This is a genomic window from Microbispora bryophytorum (genome assembly GCF_006874465.1).
GTDB lineage: Bacteria > Actinomycetota > Actinomycetes > Streptosporangiales > Streptosporangiaceae > Microbispora > Microbispora bryophytorum.
Window position 1 is genome coordinate 117,089 of record NZ_VIRL01000005.1, and the last position, 21,031, is coordinate 138,119.

Consider the following 21,031-nt stretch of genomic DNA (forward strand, 5'->3'; position numbering starts at 1 on the left):
GAGTACACAGGGGAGTGGCGGCACTGCTGGCCGCGCTGGTGTTCGGCGCCGCCCTGGTCGTCTCGGCCCTGCCCCGGATGGTCGAGTCCTCCCTCGACGCGGCGGCCAGGTCGCTCATCGGCGCCGCCCCGCCCGGCACGGCCTCGCTGACGGTCCGGCACACCCGGGGCTTCGACCTGAGGCCCATGCGGACGACGGCCGACGCGGCCGGGGCGGACACCGCCTGGCGCGCCCTGCTTCCCCCGGCGCTGCGGGAGGTCGCCGATCCCGACCCGCTCTTCGATTTCTCCGCCTTGCCGGTGCTGATCAACGGCCAGGCGCATCGATACCTGACGCTGAAATGGGTCTCCGGGGCGGACCGGCGGGTGCGGTACGTCGAGGGCGGCCCCCCGGGCCCCGGCTCGGGCACTCGTCTCGAGGTGGCGGTCCCCGCGGCCGCCGCCGCGGAGATGTCGATCAGAACAGGTGACACGGTCCGCCTCGGCGAGCTGACCGCGAAGGTCACCGGCCTGTTCGAGCCGGCGCGTCCCGCCGACCGGTTCTGGGCCCTTGAGCCGGACCTCACCTATGTCATCCACAACCGGGTGCCGCTCGCCACGGAGGACGACCTGATCGTCACCGCGCTCACCGACGGCGACAGCCTCGCGGGCGCCGAACTGCCCATGATCTTCCGATGGCTCGTCACCCCCGTGCCGGACCGCGTCACCGCGGGCGACACGGCGGCCGTGCTCGCGGCCGTGGAGGAGTTCGGCCGCCGCCTGGACAGGCAGGACCTCGAACTGACCCTGTCGACCGGGTTCGACCGCATGCTGCGGGAGTACTTGGACCGGCTGGCCGTCACACGCGCGCTCATCACCGTGTTCCTGAGTGGGCTGGCCGTCGTGTGCCTGGGCACCACGGCCCTGGCCGTGCTGCTGCTCGTGCGGCGGGTGCACGGCGCCCTGCTGCTGATGCGCGCACGCGGCGCGTCCCTGGCCCAGGTCGTGCTCGCCTGCGGGGGAGCGGTCGCGCTCGCGGCGGTGCCGGCGGCCGCGGCGGGCCAGGCGGCCGCGGGCCTCGTGCCGGGCGCCACGACGGCGCCAGCGCGGCTGGGACCCGCCGCGCTGGCGGCGGGGACCGTCGCGATCGCCTGCGCCGCCGTCGCGCTGCGCCACTCCCCGAGGCGCCACTCCCCACGACGGCGGGCTCAAGGATGGCTGACCGGAAGCGCGGCCCGCCGGATCGTGATGGAGATCCTGGTGCTCGTCGTCGCCCTGGCGAGCCTGCGTCTGATGCGCACACGCGGCCTCGGCACCGGCGACGCGTTCCTCGCGCCGGCCCCCGTGCTGCTGACGCTGGCCGCCGCGCTGGCGGTGCTGCGCGGCGGCCCGGCCGTGATCCACCTGGCCTTCCGGGCCGCCGCCCGCCGCACCGCCGCCGTTCCGTTCCTCGGGCTCGCCGCCGCCCGGGCCGTGCCGGGAGCCGCGCTGCCGGTGCTCACGCTGCTGCCGGCCGTCGCGCTGGCGGCGTACGGAATGGTCGCCGCCGGGGGCCTGGAGGACGCCCAGCGGCAGGCGGCGTGGGAGCGGGCCGGCGCCGAGATCAGGGTGGAGCGCGAGCAGGGCATCCCCCGGGAGACGCTGGAGCGGATCGTCCACGCGCCGGGCGTCAGGGCCGTCGTCCCGGCCGCCGTCGGGACGACGACCGCCGAGGTGGGCTTCGGCGGGCGGCCGGCCACGGTCGTCGCGGTCGACCTCGACGCCTACCGCCGGCTGGTCGCGGGCAGCCCCCTGCGCCTGCCCGGCCGCCCGGCGCGGGCGACGGGCGCGCTGGTGTCGCACGACCTGTCCGCCATGCGGAGCTTCGAGATCGGCTGGCCCGTGCGGACGACGGTCACCCCGGCGGGGACCGTCGACGCGATGCCGGGGGTGCGGGCGGGCGACGGCGCTCTCATCGTCCTCCCCGCGGCTCCCGAGCACGCCAACACGCTGCTGATCGCGGGAGACGCCGGCGCGGTCAGGCCGCTGCTGCCGTCCGGCGCGCGCATGACGACCGTGGCGGGCGCGCTCGCCGACATCACCGGCACGCCGCTGACGGCGGCGCTGACCGCCACGCTGCGGGTCGCCGCCGCGGCGCTGGCCGCGTACGCGCTGGCGGCCGTCGCGATCGCCCTGACCGGAGGCGCGGCCCGGCGGGCGGAGGACCTCGGCCTGCTGCGCGCCCTCGGCCTCACCCGCAGGCAGGCCGGGCTGATCACCGTCCTGGAGGCGGCCCCGCTGCTCGTCCTGACCGCCGTCGCCGGGCTGGCGGCCGGTCTCGCCATGCCCGCGCTGCTCGGGCCGGGCATCGACCTGTCGGCGTACGCGGGAGGGCGCCCCGGCGCCCTGGCCGCAGGTGCGGCCCTGCCCATCCTGCCCGCTGCCCTGGCCGGCGCGCTGGCCGCCGGGGTCGCCGCCGTCGCCCTCGCGGGCGCCTACCTGGGAGGAAGCCGTGGACACGCTGGCTGACCTGGAGGCCCGGGCCGCGCGGGGCGGTCCCGCGTTCGGCGCGGACGCCCACATCCTGTGCGACAACCTCGTGCGGATCTACAAGACCGAGGGGTCGGCCGCGGTCGAGGTGGTCGCCCTGCAGGGCCTCGACCTGCTCATCGGCCGGGGTGAGCTGGTGGCGATCGTCGGCGCCTCGGGATCGGGCAAGTCGACGCTGCTCAACATCCTGTCGGGGCTCGACGTGCCCACGGCTGGGCTGGCCCGGGTCGCCGGGATCGACCTGCTGTCCATGACCCCGCGCGACCGCCTCCGCTACCGGCGTTCGGTCGTCGGCTTCGTCTGGCAGGAGACCGCCCGCAACCTGCTGCCGTATCTCACCGCGCGGGAGAACGTCATGCTCCCCATGAGGCTGGCGGGCGGCACGTCCCGGCGGGCCAGGTCGTCCCGTACGGACGAGCTGCTGGAGCTGACGGGGATGGCGGACCGTGCGGACCGGCGGCCCGGGGAGATGTCCGGCGGCGAGCAGCAGCGGGTGGCCGTCGCCGTGGCTCTGGCCAACGCGCCCGAGGTGGTGCTCACCGACGAGCCCACCGGGGAGCTGGACAGCGACAGCGCCGAGACGGTCTTCGGCGTGCTGCGCCACGCCAACCGCGAGCTCGGGGTCACGACCGTCGTCGTGACGCACGACCCGATGGTGTCGCGGCAGGTCGACCGGACCATCGGCATCCGGGACGGCCGCACCTCCAGCGAGACGCTCCGCCGCACCTCCTCCGACGGGAGGGTGGTCGCCGAGGAGTACGCGGTGCTGGACCGGGCCGGGCGCCTGCAGCTGCCGAGGGAGTTCATCGACGCCCTGTCCATGGAGCACCGGGTGCGCCTGGAGCTCGAACGCGACCACATCGGGGTCTGGCCCTCGGCCACCGGCAGCGACGCGGAGGACGCGGACGACGCGGAGGAAGAGACGAATGAGTGAGCCGCTGGTCGTCGTCGAGGACCTGCGCAAGACCTACCCCAAGGGCGTGCGCGCCCTGAGAGGGGTCTCCTTCGAGGCGCACCCCGGCGAGCTGGTCGCGATCCGCGGCCGTTCCGGCGCGGGCAAGACGACGCTGCTCAACCTGGTCGGCGGCCTGGACCGGCCCGACGCGGGGCGGGTGCGGGTAGCGGGGCAGCCGGTGCCCGAGCTGCCCGAGGAGGGCCTGCTGCGGCTGCGCCGCGACGTCGTCGGGTTCGTCTTCCAGTCGTTCCGGCTGATCCCGGTGCTGTCGGCCGCCGAGAACGTGGGCGTGCCGCTGCGGCTGGCGCGGGTGCCCGCCAAGGACAGGGACGAGCGGGTGAAGGTGCTGCTGTCCCTGGTCGGGCTGTCCGGCCAGGCCGCGCAGCGGCCCTACGAGCTGTCGGGCGGCCAGCAGCAGCGCGTGGCCATCGCCAGGGCCCTGGCCAACCGGCCCCGCCTGCTGCTCGCCGACGAGCCGACCGGTCAGCTCGACTCCCGGACCGCCCTCCAGATCATGGAGCTGCTCCGGGTGCTCGTCCGGGGCGAGGGCGTCACCGCGCTGGTGGCCACGCACGACGAGGGCCTCGTCGGCCTGGCCGACCGCGTCCTGGAACTCACGGACGGTGAGCTCCGCGCCTAGTCAGCTCCAGGGGAGGGCGGCGCGGCGGGCCCAGTAGGTCTCGGCGTCCTCCGCCAGCTCGGCGAGCGCCTCCTCGGCCGCGTCGTCCCAGGTGACGGCGGTCGCCGCCAGGTTCTCGGCGAGCTGGGCGGTCGTGGCCGCGCCGCTCAGCACGATCCCCGCCCACGGGCGGGCGAGCACGGCGGCCAGCGCCAGGGCGTCGGGGGTGACGCCGCGTTCGCGTGCCGCGCGCACCAGCGCCGGCGGCGCGCCGCGGGCGGTCAGCCTGCCGTTGGCCACGCCCTCCTTGACGATCACGCCGAGGCCGGCCGCGTGCGCCCGGGCCAGGGCCTCGCCGGCCGAGCGCTCCAGCAGGTTCCACGTCGACTGCACGGTGTCGAAGAGCCCGGTCGCGATCGCTTCGTCGATCGTCGCGGCCTGCCGGGGGCCGGTGGTGGACAGGCCCACGGCGACGCCCTCGGCGCGCAGGGCGCGCAGCTCGCCGAGCACCTCCTCGTCGTCGAGCACCCCGCTTTCGACCGTGGCGGAATGGATCTGGTAGAGCGACAGATGCTCGCCGAGCAGCTCCCGGGTCTCGCCGAGCTGGCGGCGCAGCCGCGCGGCCGACAGGTCCTTCTCCTCGTGGCGGCCGGCGTCCATGCGCCAGCCGCCGACGTACTCGTACCCCCACTTCGACCCGGCCTCGACCTCGCCGGGCCGGATGCCCCGGTCGGCCAGCCAGCCCGCGAGGAACTCCTCCGCCAGGCCGTAGGAGCGGGCCGTGTCGTAGTAGCGCACGCCCGCCGCCCGGGCGGCGTCCAGCACCTCCCAGGTGCGCGCCCGCATCGCCGCCACGTCGCGGTCGCCGCCGAGGTCTTCGTCCCGGCCGAGCGTGATGTACGCCGGACGCCCGAGCGCGGCGAGCCCGAGACCCATCTCCTGCACCCATTTCCGCATAGGGAACCACGTTAGGAGATGGCGAGCGGGTGCCGGCCACGAGGGCTGAGTTCGCGGATGTGCGCGCCCCGGCGGTGAGCGGGAAGCACGTGTGGTGAGAGGACGGCCGGGGTATGCCGACAAGTCCAGCCGGCCTGTGGGGTCCAACCGAGCCCGAGGTGGTGGGAGCGTGACGGAACCGGTTGCAGAGGGAGTGCGGACCGCGGCGGACGTGCTCGCCCGGACGCGCGACCTCGTGGAGCCCGCCCTGCGCCGTGCGGTCGGCACCCTGCCTCCGTCGATGCGCCGGGTGGCGGGATACCACTTCGGATGGTGGGACGCGCGGGGGCGGCCGACGCCGGCGGGCGGAGGAAAGGCCCTCCGGCCCGCGTTCACGCTCCTGGCGGCCGAAAGCGCCGGGGGAGACCCGGACACGGCACTGCCGGCCGCGGTCGCGGTCGAGCTGGTGCACAACTTCTCCCTCGTCCACGACGACGTGATGGACGGTGACGCGGTCCGCCGCCACCGTCCCACGGTGTGGAACGTCTTCGGGCGCTCCGAGGCCATCCTGGCCGGCGACTCCCTGCTGGCGCTGGCCTTCGCCGTGCTCGCCGAGGGAGGCCGGCCCGCCGACAGCGCGCGCACGCTGGCCCGCTGTGTCCAGTCGCTGCTGGACGGCCAGAGCGCCGACCTCGGCTTCGAGGAACGCGGGGACGTGAGCCTGGGGGAGTGCCTCCGCATGGCGGAGGGCAAGACGGGCGCGCTGTTCGGCTGCGCCTGCGCCCTCGGCGCGCTGCAGGCCGCCGGTCTTTCGGGGGGCGCCACCACCGAGCAGACGGCCTTCCTGAGGGTGTTCGGCGAGCGCGTGGGGCTGGCGTTCCAGATCGTCGACGACCTGCTGGGCATCTGGGGCGACCCGGCCGTCACCGGCAAACCCGTGCACTCCGACCTGCGCAACCGGAAGAAGTCCCTGCCGGTCGTCGCCGCGCTGACGTCGGGCACGTCGGCCGGGCGGGCGCTCGCCGTGCTGTACCGTCACCCGCTCGCGCAGACCGACCTCGCACGCGCGGCACGGCTGGTGGACGAGGCGGGCGGACGGGCGTGGAGCCTCGCCAGGGTCGACGACCTGCTGTCCGAGGCGCTGGAGGCGCTGCGGTCGGCGGAGCCGGCGCCGGGGCCGGCGGCGGGTCTGGAGGCCCTGGCCCGCCTCGCCGCCGACCGCGACCGCTAGGTCGTCCACGCGGGCGGCCACACCGCCGGTCTGATCACCCGCCGGGGAACGCGGCTCGAATCTCAGAGGACGACCACCATCTTGCCGCCCGCCTCCCCGGCCTCCATCACGCGATGCGCCTCCCTGATCTCCTCGAAGCGGAACACCCGCGACGGTCTCCCCCGAAGGCGGCCGGCCGCCACCTTGTCGGCGATGGCGTGCAGCGGCACGTCGGACAACGGAAACCCCGGGGTGCCGAAGACGAAACTGGCGAAGAAGGTCAGATGGACGCCACTGGCCATCTGCGCCAGCGGGTTGAAATCGGGGATCGGGTCGAGGCCTCCCAGCCATCCGGCCAGGCAGGCGCGCCCGCCCCGGCGCAGCATCGCCAAGGAGTCCAGGATGGTGCTGTTGCCCACCAGGTCGAGCACGGCGTCCAGGCGCTTGGCCTCGGGTATCCGCCGGCCGAGATCGGGTCTGTCCAGTTCGCCGCGCTCCGCGCCGAGCTCTTCCAGCAGACGGAACCGGTCAGGGTCGCGGGTGGTGGCGATGACCCGCACGCCGGCGTCCACCGCGAGGTTGATCGCGGCCTGGCCGAAGGAGGAGGTCCCGCCCCGGACGACCAGGGTCTGCCCTCGGCTGATCTCCAGGTTGCGGAACAGGCAGGTCCAGGCGGTGGCGTACGTCTCGGGGATCGCTGCGAGATCCGCCCACGGCAGGTCGGAGTCGATGAGCGCCACGTTGGACGCGGGCGCCCGGGTGTACTCCGCGTAGCTGCCGTTGACGGTGCGGCCGAGGCCGCCCATCAGCGCGGCCACCCTGGCTCCGATGGGGAACTCGCCGCTGGGGCAGGCGTGGACGAGGCCGACGCACTCGATGCCGCTCACCGGCGCGGCCTCGGCCCATTCGCCCCTGCGCATGTGCAACTCGGCATGGTTGAGGCCGAACGCCTTCACCTCGATGACGACGTGGCCCGCCGCGGGCTCGGGCTCCGGCAGTTCCCGGTACACCAGGCACTCCGGTCCGCCGAATCTCTCGATCACGATGGCACGCATGGCGGCCCCCAGACGTCACAGGTCGGGCGGAAAACGGGGCTAGCGGGTGTCCGCCTCGGCCGCCGCGGTGAGCTCGCGCAGGGTCTGCGCGAGCGTACGGCGACTGCCCGGGGGCAGACGGCGCAGCGCGATGGCGATCTGCCCGCGCCGCGCCGCGCGGATGCGTTCGAGCGAGCGTCGGCCGGTCTCGGTGACGTCGATGCTGACCTCACGGCGGCTGTGCGGGGACAGCAGGCGCGTCAGCAGCCCGGCGGTGTGCAGGCGGGCCACCAGACGGCCCGCGGCCGAGACCGACATGCCCAGCAGGGCGGCGAGCCCGCTCAGGTTCAGCGGGCCGTGCCGGTCGACCGCGAGCAGCACCCGTAACTGGGTGACCGACAGGTCGGAGCCGCGGGCCACCGCGTTGAGGGTCATCTCCACCAGGGCGAGCGAGGCGTCCTCGACCGACCACGCGTCCTCCTCCAGCGCGGGGTCGGTCTCGTGCGACGCTCCGGAATCCAGGGCTCCGGAATTCAGGGCTCCGGCGCTCATCGCGTCCCCAGGACCCGCGGCGGGCCGGGCCTGCGCGCGGCGCGCCACTCGGGGTGGTCGCCCAGCGGTGTGCCGCGCACCCCGGCCGCGAGCAACTCCGCGAGGTGGATCGCCTGGCGTCCCACCCCCGCCTGCTCGATCTGCGTACGGCAGCTGAAGCCGTCGGCGAGGACGACCGTGCGGGCGTCGGCGGCGCGGATGGCCGGCAGGATCTCGTGCTCCGCGCAGGTCATCGACACCTCCAGGTGACCGGCGGTGAAGCCGAAGTTCCCGGCGAGGCCGCAGCAGCCGCCCACCGCCTCCACCCGCACGCCGGCCCGCGACAGCAGGGCCCGGTCGGTCTCGAAGCCGAGCACCGAGTGGTGGTGGCAGTGCGGCTGGGCGACGGCGTCCCGGTCGATCCGGGGCGGATCCCACCCGTCGGTCGCGCTCAGCAGCTCAGCGAGGGTCCTGGTCTGCTCGCGCAGCCGGGCGAAGTCCCGGTCGTGCGCGAACATCTCGGGCGCGTCGGCGCGGAACACCGCCGTGCAACTCGGCTCCAGCCCGACGATCGGGATGCCGCGGCGCAACGCCGGGGCGAGGGTCCGCACGGTGCGGCGCAGCACCCGGCGCGCAACGCCGAGCTGGCCGGTCGATATCCACGTCAGGCCGCAGCACAGCGTGCGCGGCGGGATCAGCACGCGATAGCCCGCCGCCTCCAGCACCTCGACGGCGGCGCGGCCGATGTGGGGGTGGAGGTTGTCGGTGAAGGTGTCCGGCCACAGCACCACGGGCCCCCGCTCGCCCCCGCCGCGCGTCCCGCGCCGCCGATACCAGTCGCTGAAGCGGACCCGCGCGAACTCCGGCACCGGCCGGGCCGGTTCGAGCCCCGCCAGGCGCTTGCCGAGCCCGGACAGCACGGGCGCGTGCGCCAGCGCGTTGACCACGCCGGGGGCCAGCGCGGCGACGCGGGCCCACACCGGCAGCCACCCCATGACGTAGTGGTCCATGGGCCTGATCCTGCGGGCGTAGTGGTGGGCGAGGAACTCGGCCTTGTACGTCGCCATGTCGACCTGCATCGGGCAGTCGTGCTTGCAGCCCTTGCAGGCCAGGCACAGGTCGAGGGCGTCGTGCACGGCGGTGGAGCGCCAGCCGTCCCGCACCGCGGAGTCGGCGTGGCCGTTCAGCATCTCGAACAGCAGCCGGGAGCGCCCGCGGGTGGAGTGCTCCTCCTCGCCGGTGGCCCGGTAGGACGGGCACATCACCCCGCCGGTGTGCTCGCGGCATTGGCCGACCCCCACGCACCGCATGACGGCCCGCTGGAAGCTGCCCTCATCGTCGGGGTAGCCGAAGTGGACGGCCGGGTCGGCGGGCGTCCACTCGGGGCCGAGCCGCAGGTTCTCGTCCAGCCGGTACGGCGCGACGACCTTGCCCGGGTTCATCCGGTCACCGGGATCGAAGACGGCCTTGACCCGCTCGAAGGCGGTCATGACCGCGGGGCCGAACATCTTGGGCAGCAGCTCGCCCCTGGCCTGCCCGTCGCCGTGCTCGCCCGACAGCGAGCCGCCGTAGGAGATGACAAGGTCGGCGGCCCGTTCGAGGAAGGCGCGGAAGGCCGCCACCCCCTCGGCAGTCACCAGGTCGAACGGGATGCGGGTGTGCACGCAGCCCTGCCCGAAGTGGCCGTACAGGGAGGCGTCGCCGTAGCCGAACTCCTCGAACAGGCGGCGCAGGTCGCGCAGGTAGCCGCCGAGTCTGTCCGGCGGGACGGCCGAGTCTTCGAAGCCCTCCCACGTCTCGCGCATGCCGGGCACGCGGGCGGTGGCGCCGAGCCCGGACTCGCGGACCTCCCACAGCTCCTTCTCAATCTTGGCGTCGTCGATGAAGGAGATGTGCGGCGCGTGCTCGCTGCCCTTCAGCTCTTTCAGCAGTTCACACGCCTTGGCGTCCGCCTCCTTCTGGGAGCCGGCGCCGAAGGAGACCATCAGCCAGCCGCCGCCCTCCGGCAGCCGCTTGAGGGCGTCGGGATGCATGTGCTTGCGCCGCTCGTAGTCCACGAGCTTGTCGTCCACCCCCTCCAGCTGGAGCGGGCCGTAGCGGGCGATGCGCGGCACGGCGTCGGCGGCCACGTCGATGTCGTGGTAGCCGAGCAGGACGAGGCACTCGGCCTTGGGCGCGGGCACCAGGCGCAGCTCGGCCCGCAGCACGGTGACCAGCGTGCCCTCCGACCCGACCAGCGCTCTGGCCAGGTCGAACCCGGCTTCGGGCAGGAGCTGGTCGAGGTTGTAGCCCGACACCCGGCGGGGGATGTCGGGGAAGCGGCGGCGGATCTCGTCGGAGTGCTCGTCCACGATCGCGCGCAGCTCGCGGTAGATCCGCGCCCTCGGCCCGCCCTCGGCGACGATCCGGTCGAACTCCTCCTCGCCGGTCGGCCCCACCCACATCCGCTGGCCGTCGTAGGTGAGGATCTCCAGCCGCGCGATGTTGTCGGCGGTCTTGCCGTACGCCTGGGCGGTCGAGCCGCAGGAGTTGTTGCCGATCATGCCGCCGAGCGTGCACTGGGAGTGGGTGGACGGGCGCGGCCCGAACGTCAGGCCGGTGTCGGCCAGCAGCCGGTTCAGCACGTCGAGCACGATGCCGGGCTCGACCACGCAGGTGCGGGCCGCGGCGTCCACCGACACCAGCCGGTGGCAGTACTTGGACCAGTCGATGACGACGGCGGCGTTGCAGGTCTGACCGCCCAGGCTCGTCCCGCCGCCCCGTGAGGTGATGGGCGCGCCGTGCTCCCGGCAGACGGCGATCGCCTCGGCCGCCGCGTCGACCGAGCGCGGCACCACCACCCCGAGCGGCACCTGCCGGTAGTTCGATCCGTCGGTGGAGTAGGCCCCCCGGCTGCCCGGATCGAACCTGACCTCGCCGTCCACCCGGGCGGCGAGGTCCCGCTCCAGGTCGCGCAGCCGCACGTACGGCCCGCGCGGCCGGGTGGTCACGGGCCCGGGAACGAGTACCTGGTCCGTCATGGCGTCACCGCCCCAATTGAGAGATCTTGTCCTTGAACAGCGTCGTCGCGATGGCCGCCTTGTGCGGCTGCCCCTTCAGGAACGCCTCGGCGAACTTGACCGCCTGGTCGCGGGCGACCTTGCCCGGCATGGGCGGCTCGTTCGGGTCGACGTCCACGTCCACCAGCGCCGGCCCAGGATGGGCGAGGGCCTGCCGTACGGCCTCGTCCACGTCGGCGGGGTCGGTGACCTTGCGGCCGTACCCGCCGCAGGAGCGGGCCCAGGCGGAGAAGTCGGAGGACGGCTCGCCGAACCTGACCCCGTGCTCGGGATATCCCAGCACCATCTGCTCCCACAGGATCTGGCCGAGCGAGTCGTTGTTGTTCACCACCACCGTGATCGGCAGGCCGAGCCGGGCCGCGGTGAGGAACTCGGCCATCAGCATCGCGAAGCCGCCGTCGCCGATGAACGCGATCACCTGCCGGTCGGGGTGGGCGAGCTGCGCCGCGATCGCGTACGGCAGGCCGGGGGCCATCGTGGCGAGGTTGCCCGACAGGTAGAACTCCCGGTCGCCGCGGATCGTCCAGTGCCGGGCCGCCCAGGTCGCGATCGTGCCGGAGTCGCAGGTGAGGATGGCGTCGTTGGAGGCGGCCCGGTCCACGCAGCCGATCAGGTACTGCGGGGCGATCGGGGCGCGCTCCGGGTTCTCCAGCGCGGCCATGTTCTTCCGCCATTCGGCCATGGCCTTCTGGTACTTCTCCAGGTGCGCCCGGTCGTCGACGCGATGCAGCAGCGGCAGCAGCGCGGCCAGCCCCTCCTTGGCGTCGCCGACCATCGGCACCTCGGTCGGCATGCGCACGCCCGCGCGGGCGGGGTCGGCGTCGATCTGCACGACGCGGACCCTGCCGGGCTCCGGCAGGTGCTTGGTGTAGGGGAAGTTGGTGCCGACCATCAGCAGGGTGTCGCAGTCCTCGACCAGCTCCTCGCCCGGCTTCGTGCCGAGCAGGCCGATCCCGCCCACCGCGTACGGCGAGTCGTCGGGGATGACCGCCTTGCCGGGCAGCGTCTTGATCACGGGGGCGCCCAGCGCCTCGGCGATGGCCAGCACCTCCTCGCGGGCGTGCAGGGCGCCGGCCCCGGCCAGGATCGCGGGCCGCCGGGCCGCGTTGAGCACCTCGGCGGCGGCCCGCAGGTCCTCCTGACGCGGCACGCCGGGCGGGGACAGATAGATGGGGGCGGTCGCGGGGGGCCGCGCGGGGGCGACGTGCTGGTAGGGGTCGGCGTCGGCGGGGGCCACCTGGACGTCGTTGGGCAGGCACAGGTGGGCCACCCCGCGCCGCGCGTACGCCGTGCGGATGGCGATGTCCACCACTCCCGGCAGTTGGGCCGGGTTGTCCACCACGAGGTTGTACTCCGCCACGTCCTCATACAGCCGGTCGAGGTGGACCTCCTGCTGGTAGCCGGTGCCCAGCACGCTGGTCTCCTGCATGCCCGTGATGGCCAACACCGGCTGGTGGTCGAGCTTGGCGTCGTACAGGCCGTTGAGCAGGTGGATCCCGCCGGGGCCCGAGGTGGCCAGGCACACCCCGATGCGGCCGGTGGCCTTGGCGTGCGCGGCCGCCATGAACGCGGCCGCCTCCTCGTGATGCACCAGCACGAAGCGGACACGATCGGTGTGGCGGCGCAGCCCTTCCATGATGCCGTTGATGCCGTCACCGGGGAGCCCGAAGACGGTGTCGACCCCCCAGTCGGCGAGCCGTCTGATGAGTACTTCTGCGGCGATTTCCGTCATACGTGCCGCGCTGCCCCCGGAATGGGAAGCCGAACACTCACCGCATGGAAAATCTTTCCTCCGATCCAGAGTCCGGGGGGCACGCCAGGGTAGGGGGACGGCCGTGATCAGGGACCTCGTGATCAGGGACCTCCACGTGTCGGCCTACCGCGTGCCGACCGACCGCCCGGAGGCCGACGGCACGCTGAGCTGGGACGCGACCACGATGGTGGTGGTCCGCGCGGACGCCGGGGAGGCGGCCGGGCTCGGCTGGACCTACGCGCCGGCCGCCGCCGCGGCGGTCGTCACGGATCTGCTCGCGCCGGTGGTGCGAGGGGGCGACCCCATGGACGTGCCGGGCCTGTGGACCGCGATGGTCCGCCGGGTGCGCAACGCGGGCCGCACGGGCGTCGCCGGGTATGCGATCTCCGCGGTCGACGTCGCGCTCTGGGACCTCAAGGCCCGGCTGCTCGGGGTGCCGCTCGCCCGCCTGTTCGGCCTGGCCAGGAGGTCCGTGCCCGTGTACGGCTCGGGCGGGTTCACCACCTACGACGACGACGTCACGACGGCGCAGCTCGCGCACTGGGCGCACGAGCAGGGCATCCCCCGCGTCAAGATCAAGATCGGGGAGTCCGCGGGCGCCGCGCCCGCCCGCGACCTGCACCGCGTGGCGCTCGCCCGCCGCGTCGTCGGGGACGCCGCGGAGCTGTACGTGGACGCCAACGGCGGCTACGGCGCGAAGCAGGCCGTGCGGATCGAACGCCGCATGCGCGACCACGACGTGCGGTGGTTCGAGGAGCCGGTGTCCTCCGACGACCTGGCCGGGCTGCGCCTGGTGCGCGAGCGGGCCGACGCCGACGTCGCGGCCGGGGAGTACGGCGGCGACCTCGTCTACTTCACCCGCATGTGCGCGGCGGGCGCGGTCGACTGCCTGCAGATCGACGCGACCCGCTGCGGCGGCTACACGGGCTGGTCCGGCGCGGCGGCGATCGCCGCCGGGCACGGGCTGGAGGTGTCGGCGCACTGCGCGCCCAACCTGCACGCGCCGGTCGCCGCCGCGACGCCGAACCTGCGCCACATCGAGTGGTTCCACGACCACGTGCGCATCGAGGGCGACCTGTTCGATGGCGCGGCCGATCCCACGGGAGGCGCCGTAAGCCCATCGGACGCGCCGGGCCACGGCCTGTCGCTGCGCGCCGGAGTGGCCGAGCCGTACCGCGTCGCCTAGCGCGAGGCAGTCTTTGTGGACAGTGTCTACACCGGTGGTGTAGACACTGTCCACATGGACGTGGAGATCGGCCTTCGCGATCATCTGATCGCGGTGGCGAGGGGGATGGTCGCCGAGGGCGACCCCGGGACCGTCACCCTGCGTGCCATCGCACGGGAGGCGGGGGTGTCGCACAGCGCGCCGCTCCGGCACTTCTCCGGGCGGGCGGCCCTGTTGTCGGCGGTGGCGGCCCTGGGGTTCGGCGACCTGGCGTCACGGGGCGAACGGGTCCTCGGCGCCCTTCCCGCGCAGGCCGGCGCCTTCGAGCGACTGCGGGCGGCCGCGAGCGAGTACGTGGGGTTCGCGCTCGAACAGCCAGGCATGTTCGCCCTGATGTTCCGGCACGACCTCGTCGATCCGCAGGAGCCGAAGCTGGCCGGGGCGAGCCTGGAGGTGTTCGACACCCTGGCTGCGCTGGTGGGCGCCTGCCAGGCGGAGGGGTGGAACCCGGCGGCCGACAACCGGCAGGTCACCGGCGCGCTGTGGGCGGCCCTGCACGGGCTGGCGCAATTGTGGATCTGGAACGCGCTACCCGGCGCCACCGGGGCGCGGTCCTCCCATGAGGTCCTGGAGGTCCTGCTCGGCCTGCTCGGCCTGCCGGAGAACCGGGAGCACCGATGACCGGCCCCGCCGCTTCGCGTTCCGCCGCTTCGCGCCCTGAACGGCCCGTCGTCGTCTTCGATCTCGACGACACCCTCGTACGCGGCGACTCGTTCTCGCGTTTCCTGCGCATGCTGCTGCTGCGGCGCCCGTTACGGGCGACGGTGGCCCTGACCACGGCGGTGGTGCTGGTGCCGCTGTTCCTCCTGCCGCCCACCAGGCGGCGGGCGACGCAGGGGTTCATATGGCTGGCCACGGCCGGGGTGCCGCCGGAGCGTTTCCTCGACCTGGCGGAGGAGTTCGCCGTCGCGCACACCGCCGAGCCCCGCCGGATCAGCGTGGCGCTGGACCGGCTCCAGGCGCATCTGGACGCCGGTGATCGGGTCGTCGTCGCCACCGCCTGCGCCGACCCGCTCGCCACCGCCGTCTGCCGGAGTCTGGGCCTGGACGGGGTGGAGGTGATCGCCGCGCAGTTGCGTCGTGGCCGCCACGCATTCAAGGCGGTACGCGGCTGCCACGGCGCGGCCAAACCGGAGCGGCTGCGGGAGATCGGCGTCACGATACCGGTGGCCCACGCCTACACCGACAGCGCCGTCGACCTGCCGCTGCTGCGGGCCGCGGCACGGCGTTGCCTGGTCGACCCCAGCCCGCGCACCCTTCAGCGGGTCCGGGCCGAGCTGGGTGAAGAGGTCACCGTCCTGTGGTCCGCCGGGCAGGCCGGGACATAGCGGCGCCGCCACGACGGCCGCGTCAGCCGCCGGTGCCGTGCGGGTCGTCGAGCAGCCCGGCGTCGTGGACGAGCAGGGCGATCTGGACGCGGTTGTTGAGGCCGAGCTTGGCGAGGATGCTCGACACGTGCGTCTTGACGGTGGGGACGCTGAGGTGCAGCAGGGCGCCGATCTGGGCGTTCGGCCTGCCCTGGCCGACCGACACCGCGACCTCCCGTTCCCGGTCGTTGAGCAGGGCCAGGCGCTCCCGGGCGCGGGCCCGGCGCCGGTCCTGTCCGTCCTCGGCGACCCGGGCGATGAGCCGCCGGGTGACCGCCGGGGACAGGACCGGATGGCCGGCGGCCACCCGGCGGACGGCCTCCACGATCTCGCCCGGCGGGGTGTCCTTCAGCAGGAACCCGGCGGCCCCCGCGCGCAGGGCGCGCAGCACGTGCTCGTCGGCGTCGAAGGTGGTCAGCACGATCACCTCGGGCGCGCCGTCGCGGGCGCGTAGCGCCTCGGTGGCGGCCAGGCCGTCCATCACCGGCATCCGGATGTCCATCAGCACCACGTCGGGGTGATGCCGGCCGGCCAGCGGCAGCACCTCGGCGCCGTCACCGGCCTGGGCGAGGACGCGGATGTCCGGGGCGCCGCCGAGCATCATCACGAGCCCGGCCCGGACCAGGGGATCGTCGTCGGCGATGAGCACGCCGATCGGCGCGGCTTCTGGCGCGATCATGCAGGCCACGGTAGCCAGGCCCGCACGCGCCAGCCACCCGGGCCCCCGTCGCCGTCGCGACGCACGGGCCCGTGCTCCAGCCGTCCCCCTGCCAGCGTGACACGCTCGGCCAGGCCGGCGAGGCCGTGGCCCCCGCCGGCGGCGTCCGATGCGACGGCGGCGGGGACGTCGTTGACCACCTCGACCGTCAGGCCCTCGCCGGGCGCGCCCGCCAGCCGCAGCTGGACACCGGCGCCCGGCGCGTACTTGCGCGCGTTGGTCAGGGCCTCCTGCACGACGCGGTAGGCCGTGTGGCCCGTCCGGTCCGGGACCGTCTCGCGCGCGCCGAGGTCGTCGCACAGCTCGACTGGCATGCCCGCCTGCCCCGACTCCGCGACGAGTTTTCGCAGGTCGGCGAGGGTGGGCAGGCCGGGCCGCGTGGGCGCGGAGGGTTCGCCGGTCGGGGCGCGCAGCACGCCGATCACCTCGCGCAGATCCTGCAGGGCCTGGTGGGCGCTCTCCCTGATCACCCGTGCCGCGCGGGCGACGTCGGCGGGGTCGGCGCCGGGATTGAACTCCAGCGCCCCCGCGTGCACGCTCAGCAGTGACAGCCGGTGGCCGAGCACGTCGTGGATCTCACGGGCGATCGCCTCGCGCACCTGGTGTTGCACCTGCTCGGCCCGCAGCCTCGCCTCGGTCTCCATCCGGGCCGCGCGGTCGCGCTGGGCCAGCACCAGCCGCCGCCGGTGGTGGACGAACAGCCCCCAGCCGACCGCCGCGCCCTGGAGGGCCAGGCCCAGCATCAGCATCGCGAGCGGCGGTAGGTCCGGGTCGGGGCGCAGATATGTGAAGACGGCCGCGGCGAGCACGCTGAGCGCGAACACCGTCCCGGAGGTACGCGGGCGGCGGTGGACCCCGACGGAGAAGAGCGCGGCCAGCATCGGGCCCGCGACCATCTCGAAGACGGCCGACAGCGCGACGAGCGTCACCGCGAGCCCGACCGGCCACCGGCGGCGCAGCCACAACGCGGCGCAGGCGAGCGCGCCTGCGAACTGGTCGAAGGGGAACAGCCACGCCGGCGGCAGCGGCGCGGTGTCGAGGCGGTCCGCCGATGTGAGAAGCGTGAAGGCCACGGCGAGGACGAACATCGCCGAGTCCACGAGCCAGTCGCGCCGGTTTCGCCGGTGCCGGGGGGCGGCGGAGGGATCCATTACCTCCGCAGCGTACGACCTGCCAGGCGGCGCGCCCACGGCCGAGCGGCGAAGACCATACCGAAGTCGGGCGCCGTCCGACTTCGGTCGGACGGACTGCCTCCCGGCCGGAGACCTTCGCCGGACGGGAGCATGCCGACGCCCGATCCCCGGCGGGTGCGCCGTTCCCTAGCGTCGGCGCCATGCGTGAAGTCATCCGGCTCGCCGGGGCGTTCCTGGTCGCCGCGGGCATCAGCGGGACCATCGACCACCTGGCCGTGCAGCCGTTCTGGGGCGCGATACTCAACGTCTTCAACCGCCGGGTCATCCCGCGCCTGGACTTCCTGACCGGCTATGAGATCTACGCCAACCTGCTCGTCGCGGTCGTCGGCGCCGTCGTCCTCGCCGCCGCGTGGAGGCGTGACGAGGACGCCTGACCGGCGGCGCCGAGGCGCCGGCTGAGGCCGGGCGGGCTGGGTGGCCCGCCCGGCCCGCCCGGCTAGTCTCCGGCCATCACGGTGAAGGTGAAGCCGGTGCTCGTCGAACGGCGCAGCGGAATGTCGCACTTGATCCGGCGCAGTACCTCGTTCCTGCTGAGGCCGAGCCCGTGCGCGATGAGCCGTTCCGGGCGCACCGGCACCGGATCGTCGAAGACGACCTCCACCCGGACCGGCCACGTGTCGTCGAGCCGTGCGGACGGGGTGTCCAGCCGCCAGGCCCCCGTCCAGTCCAGGGTGAAGCGGCCCCGCCGGGCGAGCAGCGGATCCAGCAGCGTGGACGCCACCAGTTCCGGATCGTTGACGCGGTAGCCGTGGAGCTCGGCCGGATCGAGGGATCTGACCGGCGCCCGCTCGTGCACGGTGAGCTTGCTCGTCCGATCACAGGACACGCAGCGGACCAGCAGCCACACGTCCAGCAGCTTGCCGTTGGCGTTGACGCGGAACCTGCCCTCGCCGGTGGTGGCCGACTGCGACCCGCAGTCCACGCACCGCAACGACAGCAGAGGCAGCGTGGTCCGGCGGACGACCCAGGGCAGCATGATATGAGGATGTGAAGACATGATCTCTCAAGACCTGACACGAGGCCGATTACGCGCGGCCTCAGACGCCGTATGACCGGGCGCACAAGGGCAGCCCGGCAGAACCGACGGGAGCGTCGGCTACAGGTGGGCGGAAGAAGGTGTCAGATCTGAAGAGCAGGCGGGGTCACGCGGTCTTGTCCTCTGTCCTCACGGCGACGGGCTGCCGGCACCCTATGGGACTACGGGCGGAGGGCTCAAACGGTTTTCCGGCCGGAACTTCGACGGTGTCGCCGAGGCCCGGCCGGTCGCCCTCACCGGTGCCCACGGTGCGGGCCGGGAAGGCTCGCGTCAGGCTGGAGCGAGGACGCAGAACTCGTTGCCCTCCGGGTCGGCGAGGACGATCCACGACACATCGCCCTGGCCGACGTCGGCGGGCGTCGCGCCGAGGGTCCGCAGGCGGGCCACCTCCGCCGCTTGGTCGTCACCGGGGTAGGGCAGCAGGTCGAGATGGACCCGGTTCCACACGGTCTTCTCCCCGGGCGTGGTGCGCAGGAACTCCAGGTACGGCCCGACACCCGTGGCCGAGCGCAGCCGCGCGTGATCGTCGGTCACCTCGTGCAGGGTCCAGTCCGTCGCCTGGCCCCAGAACCGGGCCACGGCCCGCGGGTCCGCGCAGTCGACCACCACCGTGGCGATCGGCCCGGTGTCCCGGTAGATCTCCCGAGGCTCAAGCACGCAGAACAGGTTGCCCTCCGGGTCGGCCAGGACCGTCCACGGCACGTCGCCCTGGCCCACGTCGGCGGGCGTCGCACCGAGCTCCTTCAGGCGCGCGACCAGCTCCGCCTGATGGGCCGCGGAGGTGGTGGCGAGATCGAGGTGCACGCGGTACTTCACCGTTTCGGGCTCCGGGACGGTGACGACACAGACGCAGACGGCGGCGGGGTCCGGCCAGACGAAACCCAGGGGCCCAACGCCTGTCACACAGGGTCCCTCGCTGAAAACACCCCAGCCCAGCGCCTCCGCCCAGAACCGGCCGAGGGCCGCGTCATCCCGAGCCTTGAAATTCACCTGAACAAGTCGCAGCGCCATGCCGCCCAACCCTACGGCCGAGTGAATGCCCGCGGCTTCGGGCGGGACCGCCCGGCCGACCGGCAGCCCGGCGGAGTGCCGCGACTGCGGCGTTCATCCTTCCCCGCGGACGACCTCGCCGGGCTCCTTGTCGTCGCGCAGGCCCCGCCAGGAGGGGTGGCGCAGCCGCCCCTCGCCCGTCCACTCGGCGAACTGCACCTCGCCGACCAGGACCGGGTCCACCCACCGGCCGCCCCTGGCCTCCTCCCTGGGAATGTCGCCGAAGGGGGGCGTGTCCCGGCGCAGCGGCGCCAGGCGCTCGCCCAGCCGCCGCAGCGCCTCGTCGGTGAAGCCGGTGCCGACGCTGCCGGCGTACCGCAGGCGGCCGCTGTCGTCGTGGACGCCCACGAGCAGCGAGCCGACCGTGCCGGCCCGGCGGCCCTCCCCGGCCCGCCACCCGCCGACGACGACCTCCTGCGTACGGACGTTCTTGACCTTCACCCAGTCGGGGGAGCGGCGGCCGGGGTGGTAGGGCGAGGCGAGCCGCTTGGCCACGACGCCCTCCAGCCCCAGTCGCCGGGAGTCGGCCAGCGCGTGCTCGCCGCCGTCGGCGTAGCAGGGCGGGACGGCCCAGTGGCGGCCGGCGTGGACGAGGTCCTCCAGGCGCCGGCGCCGCTCGGTGTAGGTCATCGTGATCGCGGTCGCGGCATCGACGTGCAGCACGTCGAACAGCAGGTAGGTCACGGGCGTGGTGACCAGGAGCTGCCTGATCTTCAGCGGGTTGCGCTGGTGCATGCGCGGCTGCAGCGCCTCGAACGACGGCCTGCCCTGCTGGTCGAAGGCGACGATCTCCCCGTCGAGCACCACCGCGTGCCCGCCCGTGGCTCCGGCCAGGCCGGCGAGTTCGGGATAGGCGGCGGTGATGTCCTTGGCGTTGCGGGAGACCAGTCGCAGTGTGCCGTCCTCGACGTAGCCGAGCGCGCGGACGCCGTCCCACTTCATCTCGTACGCGTAGCCGCCCTCGGGCTCGGGCAGCGGCCCGAGCCGGGCCATCATCGGCGTGTACGCCGGAAGGGCGGCCATGCCCTGCTGGTACCCCGGCACGCCCGGCGCGTACCTCCTGCCGGCGGCAGGGCCGCGGCCGTCGTGGCGGCCGTCGTAGTCGCCGTCATGGTCAGGAGCGCGGGCTCGTCTAGGGGAGGATCTCCAGGCGGACGCCGAGGCCCTCGTACAGATAGGGAGTGGCGGTGATGATCCGCCAGCTGCGGCGGGTGGCGTGGACGGCCGCGTGGGCGGCCACCAGGACGTCGGGCAGGAGCGCGTCGGCGGCGGACGGCCGGTGGCGCCGCAGGCTCGTCATGATCGCCTGCGCGTACGGCCCGCCTTCGACGGCGTCGTCGGGGGAGAGCGCGCCGGTAACCACCATCGACATGCGCAGGAAGCGTTCGAGCCGGGGCTGGATGGGGCCCAGCGACAGCACCTGGACGGCGAGCGCGGGGACGAGGAGGGTGACGCCGTGCGCCGAGGACTGCCGCACGACGGCCCTGCCGTACATGCTCTTGCCCTCGATCAGGTGGACCACGGCGTCGAGGTCCAGCACGTGGCCGGACAGGGCGCCGGCCGGTGGGACGGGGTCGCTCACGCGGCGTCCGCCGTGGCGTCGCCGCCGGTCATCAGGCGCGCCGCGCGGGCGCTGTCGTCATCGGTGATCCCGTCCTGCCAGCCCGGCCCCCATAAATCGGCCATGATGGCCAGGTCGCCCTGGATGCGCCGCCGCTCCCGCAGCGCCGCGGCGATGTAGGCCGAGGCGTTGCCGGACGCCTGCGCCTCGTCGGCGAGTTCGTCCGGCAAAGAGATCGTAATCTTCTTGGTCATACTTGGCAGGCTACCCAGTCATA

General features: G+C 74.0%; 20 protein-coding genes. 8 read left to right on the plus strand and 12 right to left on the minus strand.

The genetic code is table 11. The features are described 5' to 3' along the window. Window positions 1-14 precede the first annotated feature (14 nt). From FLX07_RS12480 to FLX07_RS12490, 3 genes are read left to right on the plus strand one after another with little or no spacing between them, the layout of a single operon-like run. A complete protein-coding gene (locus FLX07_RS12480) occupies window positions 15-2,486 on the plus strand; it encodes an FtsX-like permease family protein (protein ID WP_142570847.1) in 2,472 nt (823 codons plus the stop codon). Beyond that, the gene (locus FLX07_RS12485; RefSeq protein ID WP_208762184.1) at window positions 2,470-3,441 is read left to right on the plus strand and encodes an ABC transporter ATP-binding protein; all 972 of its coding nucleotides are present in this window, start codon (window positions 2,470-2,472) and stop codon (window positions 3,439-3,441) included. The genes FLX07_RS12480 and FLX07_RS12485 overlap by 17 nt, the downstream gene beginning before the upstream one ends. Continuing rightward, window positions 3,434-4,102 carry an ABC transporter ATP-binding protein gene (locus FLX07_RS12490; RefSeq protein WP_142570849.1) on the plus strand — a complete coding sequence of 223 codons (669 nt, stop codon included), beginning with the start codon at window positions 3,434-3,436 and terminating at the stop codon, window positions 4,100-4,102. The genes FLX07_RS12485 and FLX07_RS12490 overlap by 8 nt, the downstream gene beginning before the upstream one ends. Here the strand turns inward: FLX07_RS12490 and FLX07_RS12495 are convergent, their stop codons facing one another. Beyond that, entirely contained in the window at window positions 4,103-5,038 is a 936-nt protein-coding gene (locus FLX07_RS12495; protein ID WP_142570851.1) for an aldo/keto reductase, read from the minus strand. It lies immediately after the preceding gene. Window positions 5,039-5,207: 169 nt separating this feature from the next. On the opposite strand from FLX07_RS12495, the gene FLX07_RS12500 reads away from it, so the two are divergent. Beyond that, window positions 5,208-6,248 (plus strand): family 2 encapsulin nanocompartment cargo protein polyprenyl transferase, encoded by a 1,041-nt coding sequence (locus tag FLX07_RS12500; protein WP_229689575.1) that lies wholly within the window; start codon window positions 5,208-5,210, stop codon window positions 6,246-6,248. A 62-nt stretch (window positions 6,249-6,310) separates the two neighbouring features. Here the strand turns inward: FLX07_RS12500 and FLX07_RS12505 are convergent, their stop codons facing one another. From FLX07_RS12505 to FLX07_RS12520, 4 genes are read right to left on the minus strand one after another with little or no spacing between them, the layout of a single operon-like run. After that, window positions 6,311-7,282 carry a zinc-binding alcohol dehydrogenase family protein gene (locus tag FLX07_RS12505; RefSeq protein WP_142570853.1) on the minus strand — a complete coding sequence of 324 codons (972 nt, stop codon included), beginning with the start codon at window positions 7,280-7,282 and terminating at the stop codon, window positions 6,311-6,313. Window positions 7,283-7,321: 39 nt separating this feature from the next. Next, on the minus strand, window positions 7,322-7,813 hold the full coding sequence (locus FLX07_RS12510; protein ID WP_142570856.1) for a MarR family winged helix-turn-helix transcriptional regulator: 492 nt from the start codon (window positions 7,811-7,813) through the stop codon (window positions 7,322-7,324). Continuing rightward, window positions 7,810-10,812: an FAD-binding and (Fe-S)-binding domain-containing protein gene (locus tag FLX07_RS12515; RefSeq protein WP_142570858.1), complete on the minus strand. Its 3,003-nt coding sequence runs from the start codon at window positions 10,810-10,812 to the stop codon at window positions 7,810-7,812. The genes FLX07_RS12510 and FLX07_RS12515 overlap by 4 nt, the downstream gene beginning before the upstream one ends. Before the next feature lie 4 nt (window positions 10,813-10,816). Further along, window positions 10,817-12,583, minus strand: coding sequence for a thiamine pyrophosphate-dependent enzyme (locus tag FLX07_RS12520; protein WP_142570860.1), 1,767 nt, complete (start codon window positions 12,581-12,583; stop codon window positions 10,817-10,819). Window positions 12,584-12,686: 103 nt separating this feature from the next. Here FLX07_RS12520 and FLX07_RS12525 point away from each other — a divergent pair, with 103 nt between their 5' ends. Genes FLX07_RS12525 through FLX07_RS12535 form a run of 3 tightly spaced genes read left to right on the plus strand, consistent with a single transcriptional unit; the run spans window position 12,687 to window position 15,157 of the window. Further along, window positions 12,687-13,790, plus strand: coding sequence for an enolase C-terminal domain-like protein (locus tag FLX07_RS12525; RefSeq protein ID WP_229689576.1), 1,104 nt, complete (start codon window positions 12,687-12,689; stop codon window positions 13,788-13,790). Window positions 13,791-13,844: 54 nt separating this feature from the next. Further along, complete coding sequence (locus tag FLX07_RS12530; protein ID WP_142570864.1) at window positions 13,845-14,450, plus strand: TetR/AcrR family transcriptional regulator; 606 nt, start codon at window positions 13,845-13,847, stop codon at window positions 14,448-14,450. Next, window positions 14,447-15,157: a haloacid dehalogenase-like hydrolase gene (locus tag FLX07_RS12535; protein WP_142570866.1), complete on the plus strand. Its 711-nt coding sequence runs from the start codon at window positions 14,447-14,449 to the stop codon at window positions 15,155-15,157. Before FLX07_RS12530 ends, FLX07_RS12535 begins: the two co-directional genes overlap by 4 nt. A 22-nt stretch (window positions 15,158-15,179) precedes the next feature. Here the strand turns inward: FLX07_RS12535 and FLX07_RS12540 are convergent, their stop codons facing one another. Both FLX07_RS12540 and FLX07_RS12545 read right to left on the minus strand, forming a co-directional pair. Further along, entirely contained in the window at window positions 15,180-15,875 is a 696-nt protein-coding gene (locus FLX07_RS12540; protein WP_142570868.1) for a response regulator, read from the minus strand. Further along, window positions 15,872-17,065, minus strand: coding sequence for a sensor histidine kinase (locus FLX07_RS12545; RefSeq protein WP_142570870.1), 1,194 nt, complete (start codon window positions 17,063-17,065; stop codon window positions 15,872-15,874). Before FLX07_RS12545 ends, FLX07_RS12540 begins: the two co-directional genes overlap by 4 nt. 182 nt (window positions 17,066-17,247) lie before the next feature. On the opposite strand from FLX07_RS12545, the gene FLX07_RS12550 reads away from it, so the two are divergent. Then, window positions 17,248-17,481 (plus strand): hypothetical protein, encoded by a 234-nt coding sequence (locus tag FLX07_RS12550; protein WP_142570872.1) that lies wholly within the window; start codon window positions 17,248-17,250, stop codon window positions 17,479-17,481. Window positions 17,482-17,543: 62 nt separating this feature from the next. On the opposite strand, the gene FLX07_RS12555 is transcribed toward FLX07_RS12550, so the two are convergent. The 5 genes from FLX07_RS12555 to FLX07_RS12575 all read right to left on the minus strand — a co-directional run bounded on the left by FLX07_RS12555 (window position 17,544) and on the right by FLX07_RS12575 (window position 21,008). After that, the gene (locus tag FLX07_RS12555; protein WP_208762185.1) at window positions 17,544-18,083 is read right to left on the minus strand and encodes a DUF1062 domain-containing protein; all 540 of its coding nucleotides are present in this window, start codon (window positions 18,081-18,083) and stop codon (window positions 17,544-17,546) included. Window positions 18,084-18,413: 330 nt separating this feature from the next. Beyond that, window positions 18,414-19,154, minus strand: a complete 741-nt coding sequence (locus FLX07_RS12560) for a VOC family protein (RefSeq protein WP_142570876.1) — start codon at window positions 19,152-19,154, stop codon at window positions 18,414-18,416. Between the two features lie 93 nt (window positions 19,155-19,247). Next, window positions 19,248-20,216: a non-homologous end-joining DNA ligase gene (gene ligD / locus FLX07_RS12565; protein WP_142570878.1), complete on the minus strand. Its 969-nt coding sequence runs from the start codon at window positions 20,214-20,216 to the stop codon at window positions 19,248-19,250. 109 nt (window positions 20,217-20,325) lie between these two features. Then, window positions 20,326-20,775: a hypothetical protein gene (locus FLX07_RS12570; RefSeq protein WP_142570880.1), complete on the minus strand. Its 450-nt coding sequence runs from the start codon at window positions 20,773-20,775 to the stop codon at window positions 20,326-20,328. Next, a complete protein-coding gene (locus FLX07_RS12575) occupies window positions 20,772-21,008 on the minus strand; it encodes a ribbon-helix-helix domain-containing protein (RefSeq protein WP_142570881.1) in 237 nt (78 codons plus the stop codon). The genes FLX07_RS12570 and FLX07_RS12575 overlap by 4 nt, the downstream gene beginning before the upstream one ends. Window positions 21,009-21,031: the final 23 nt, after the last annotated feature.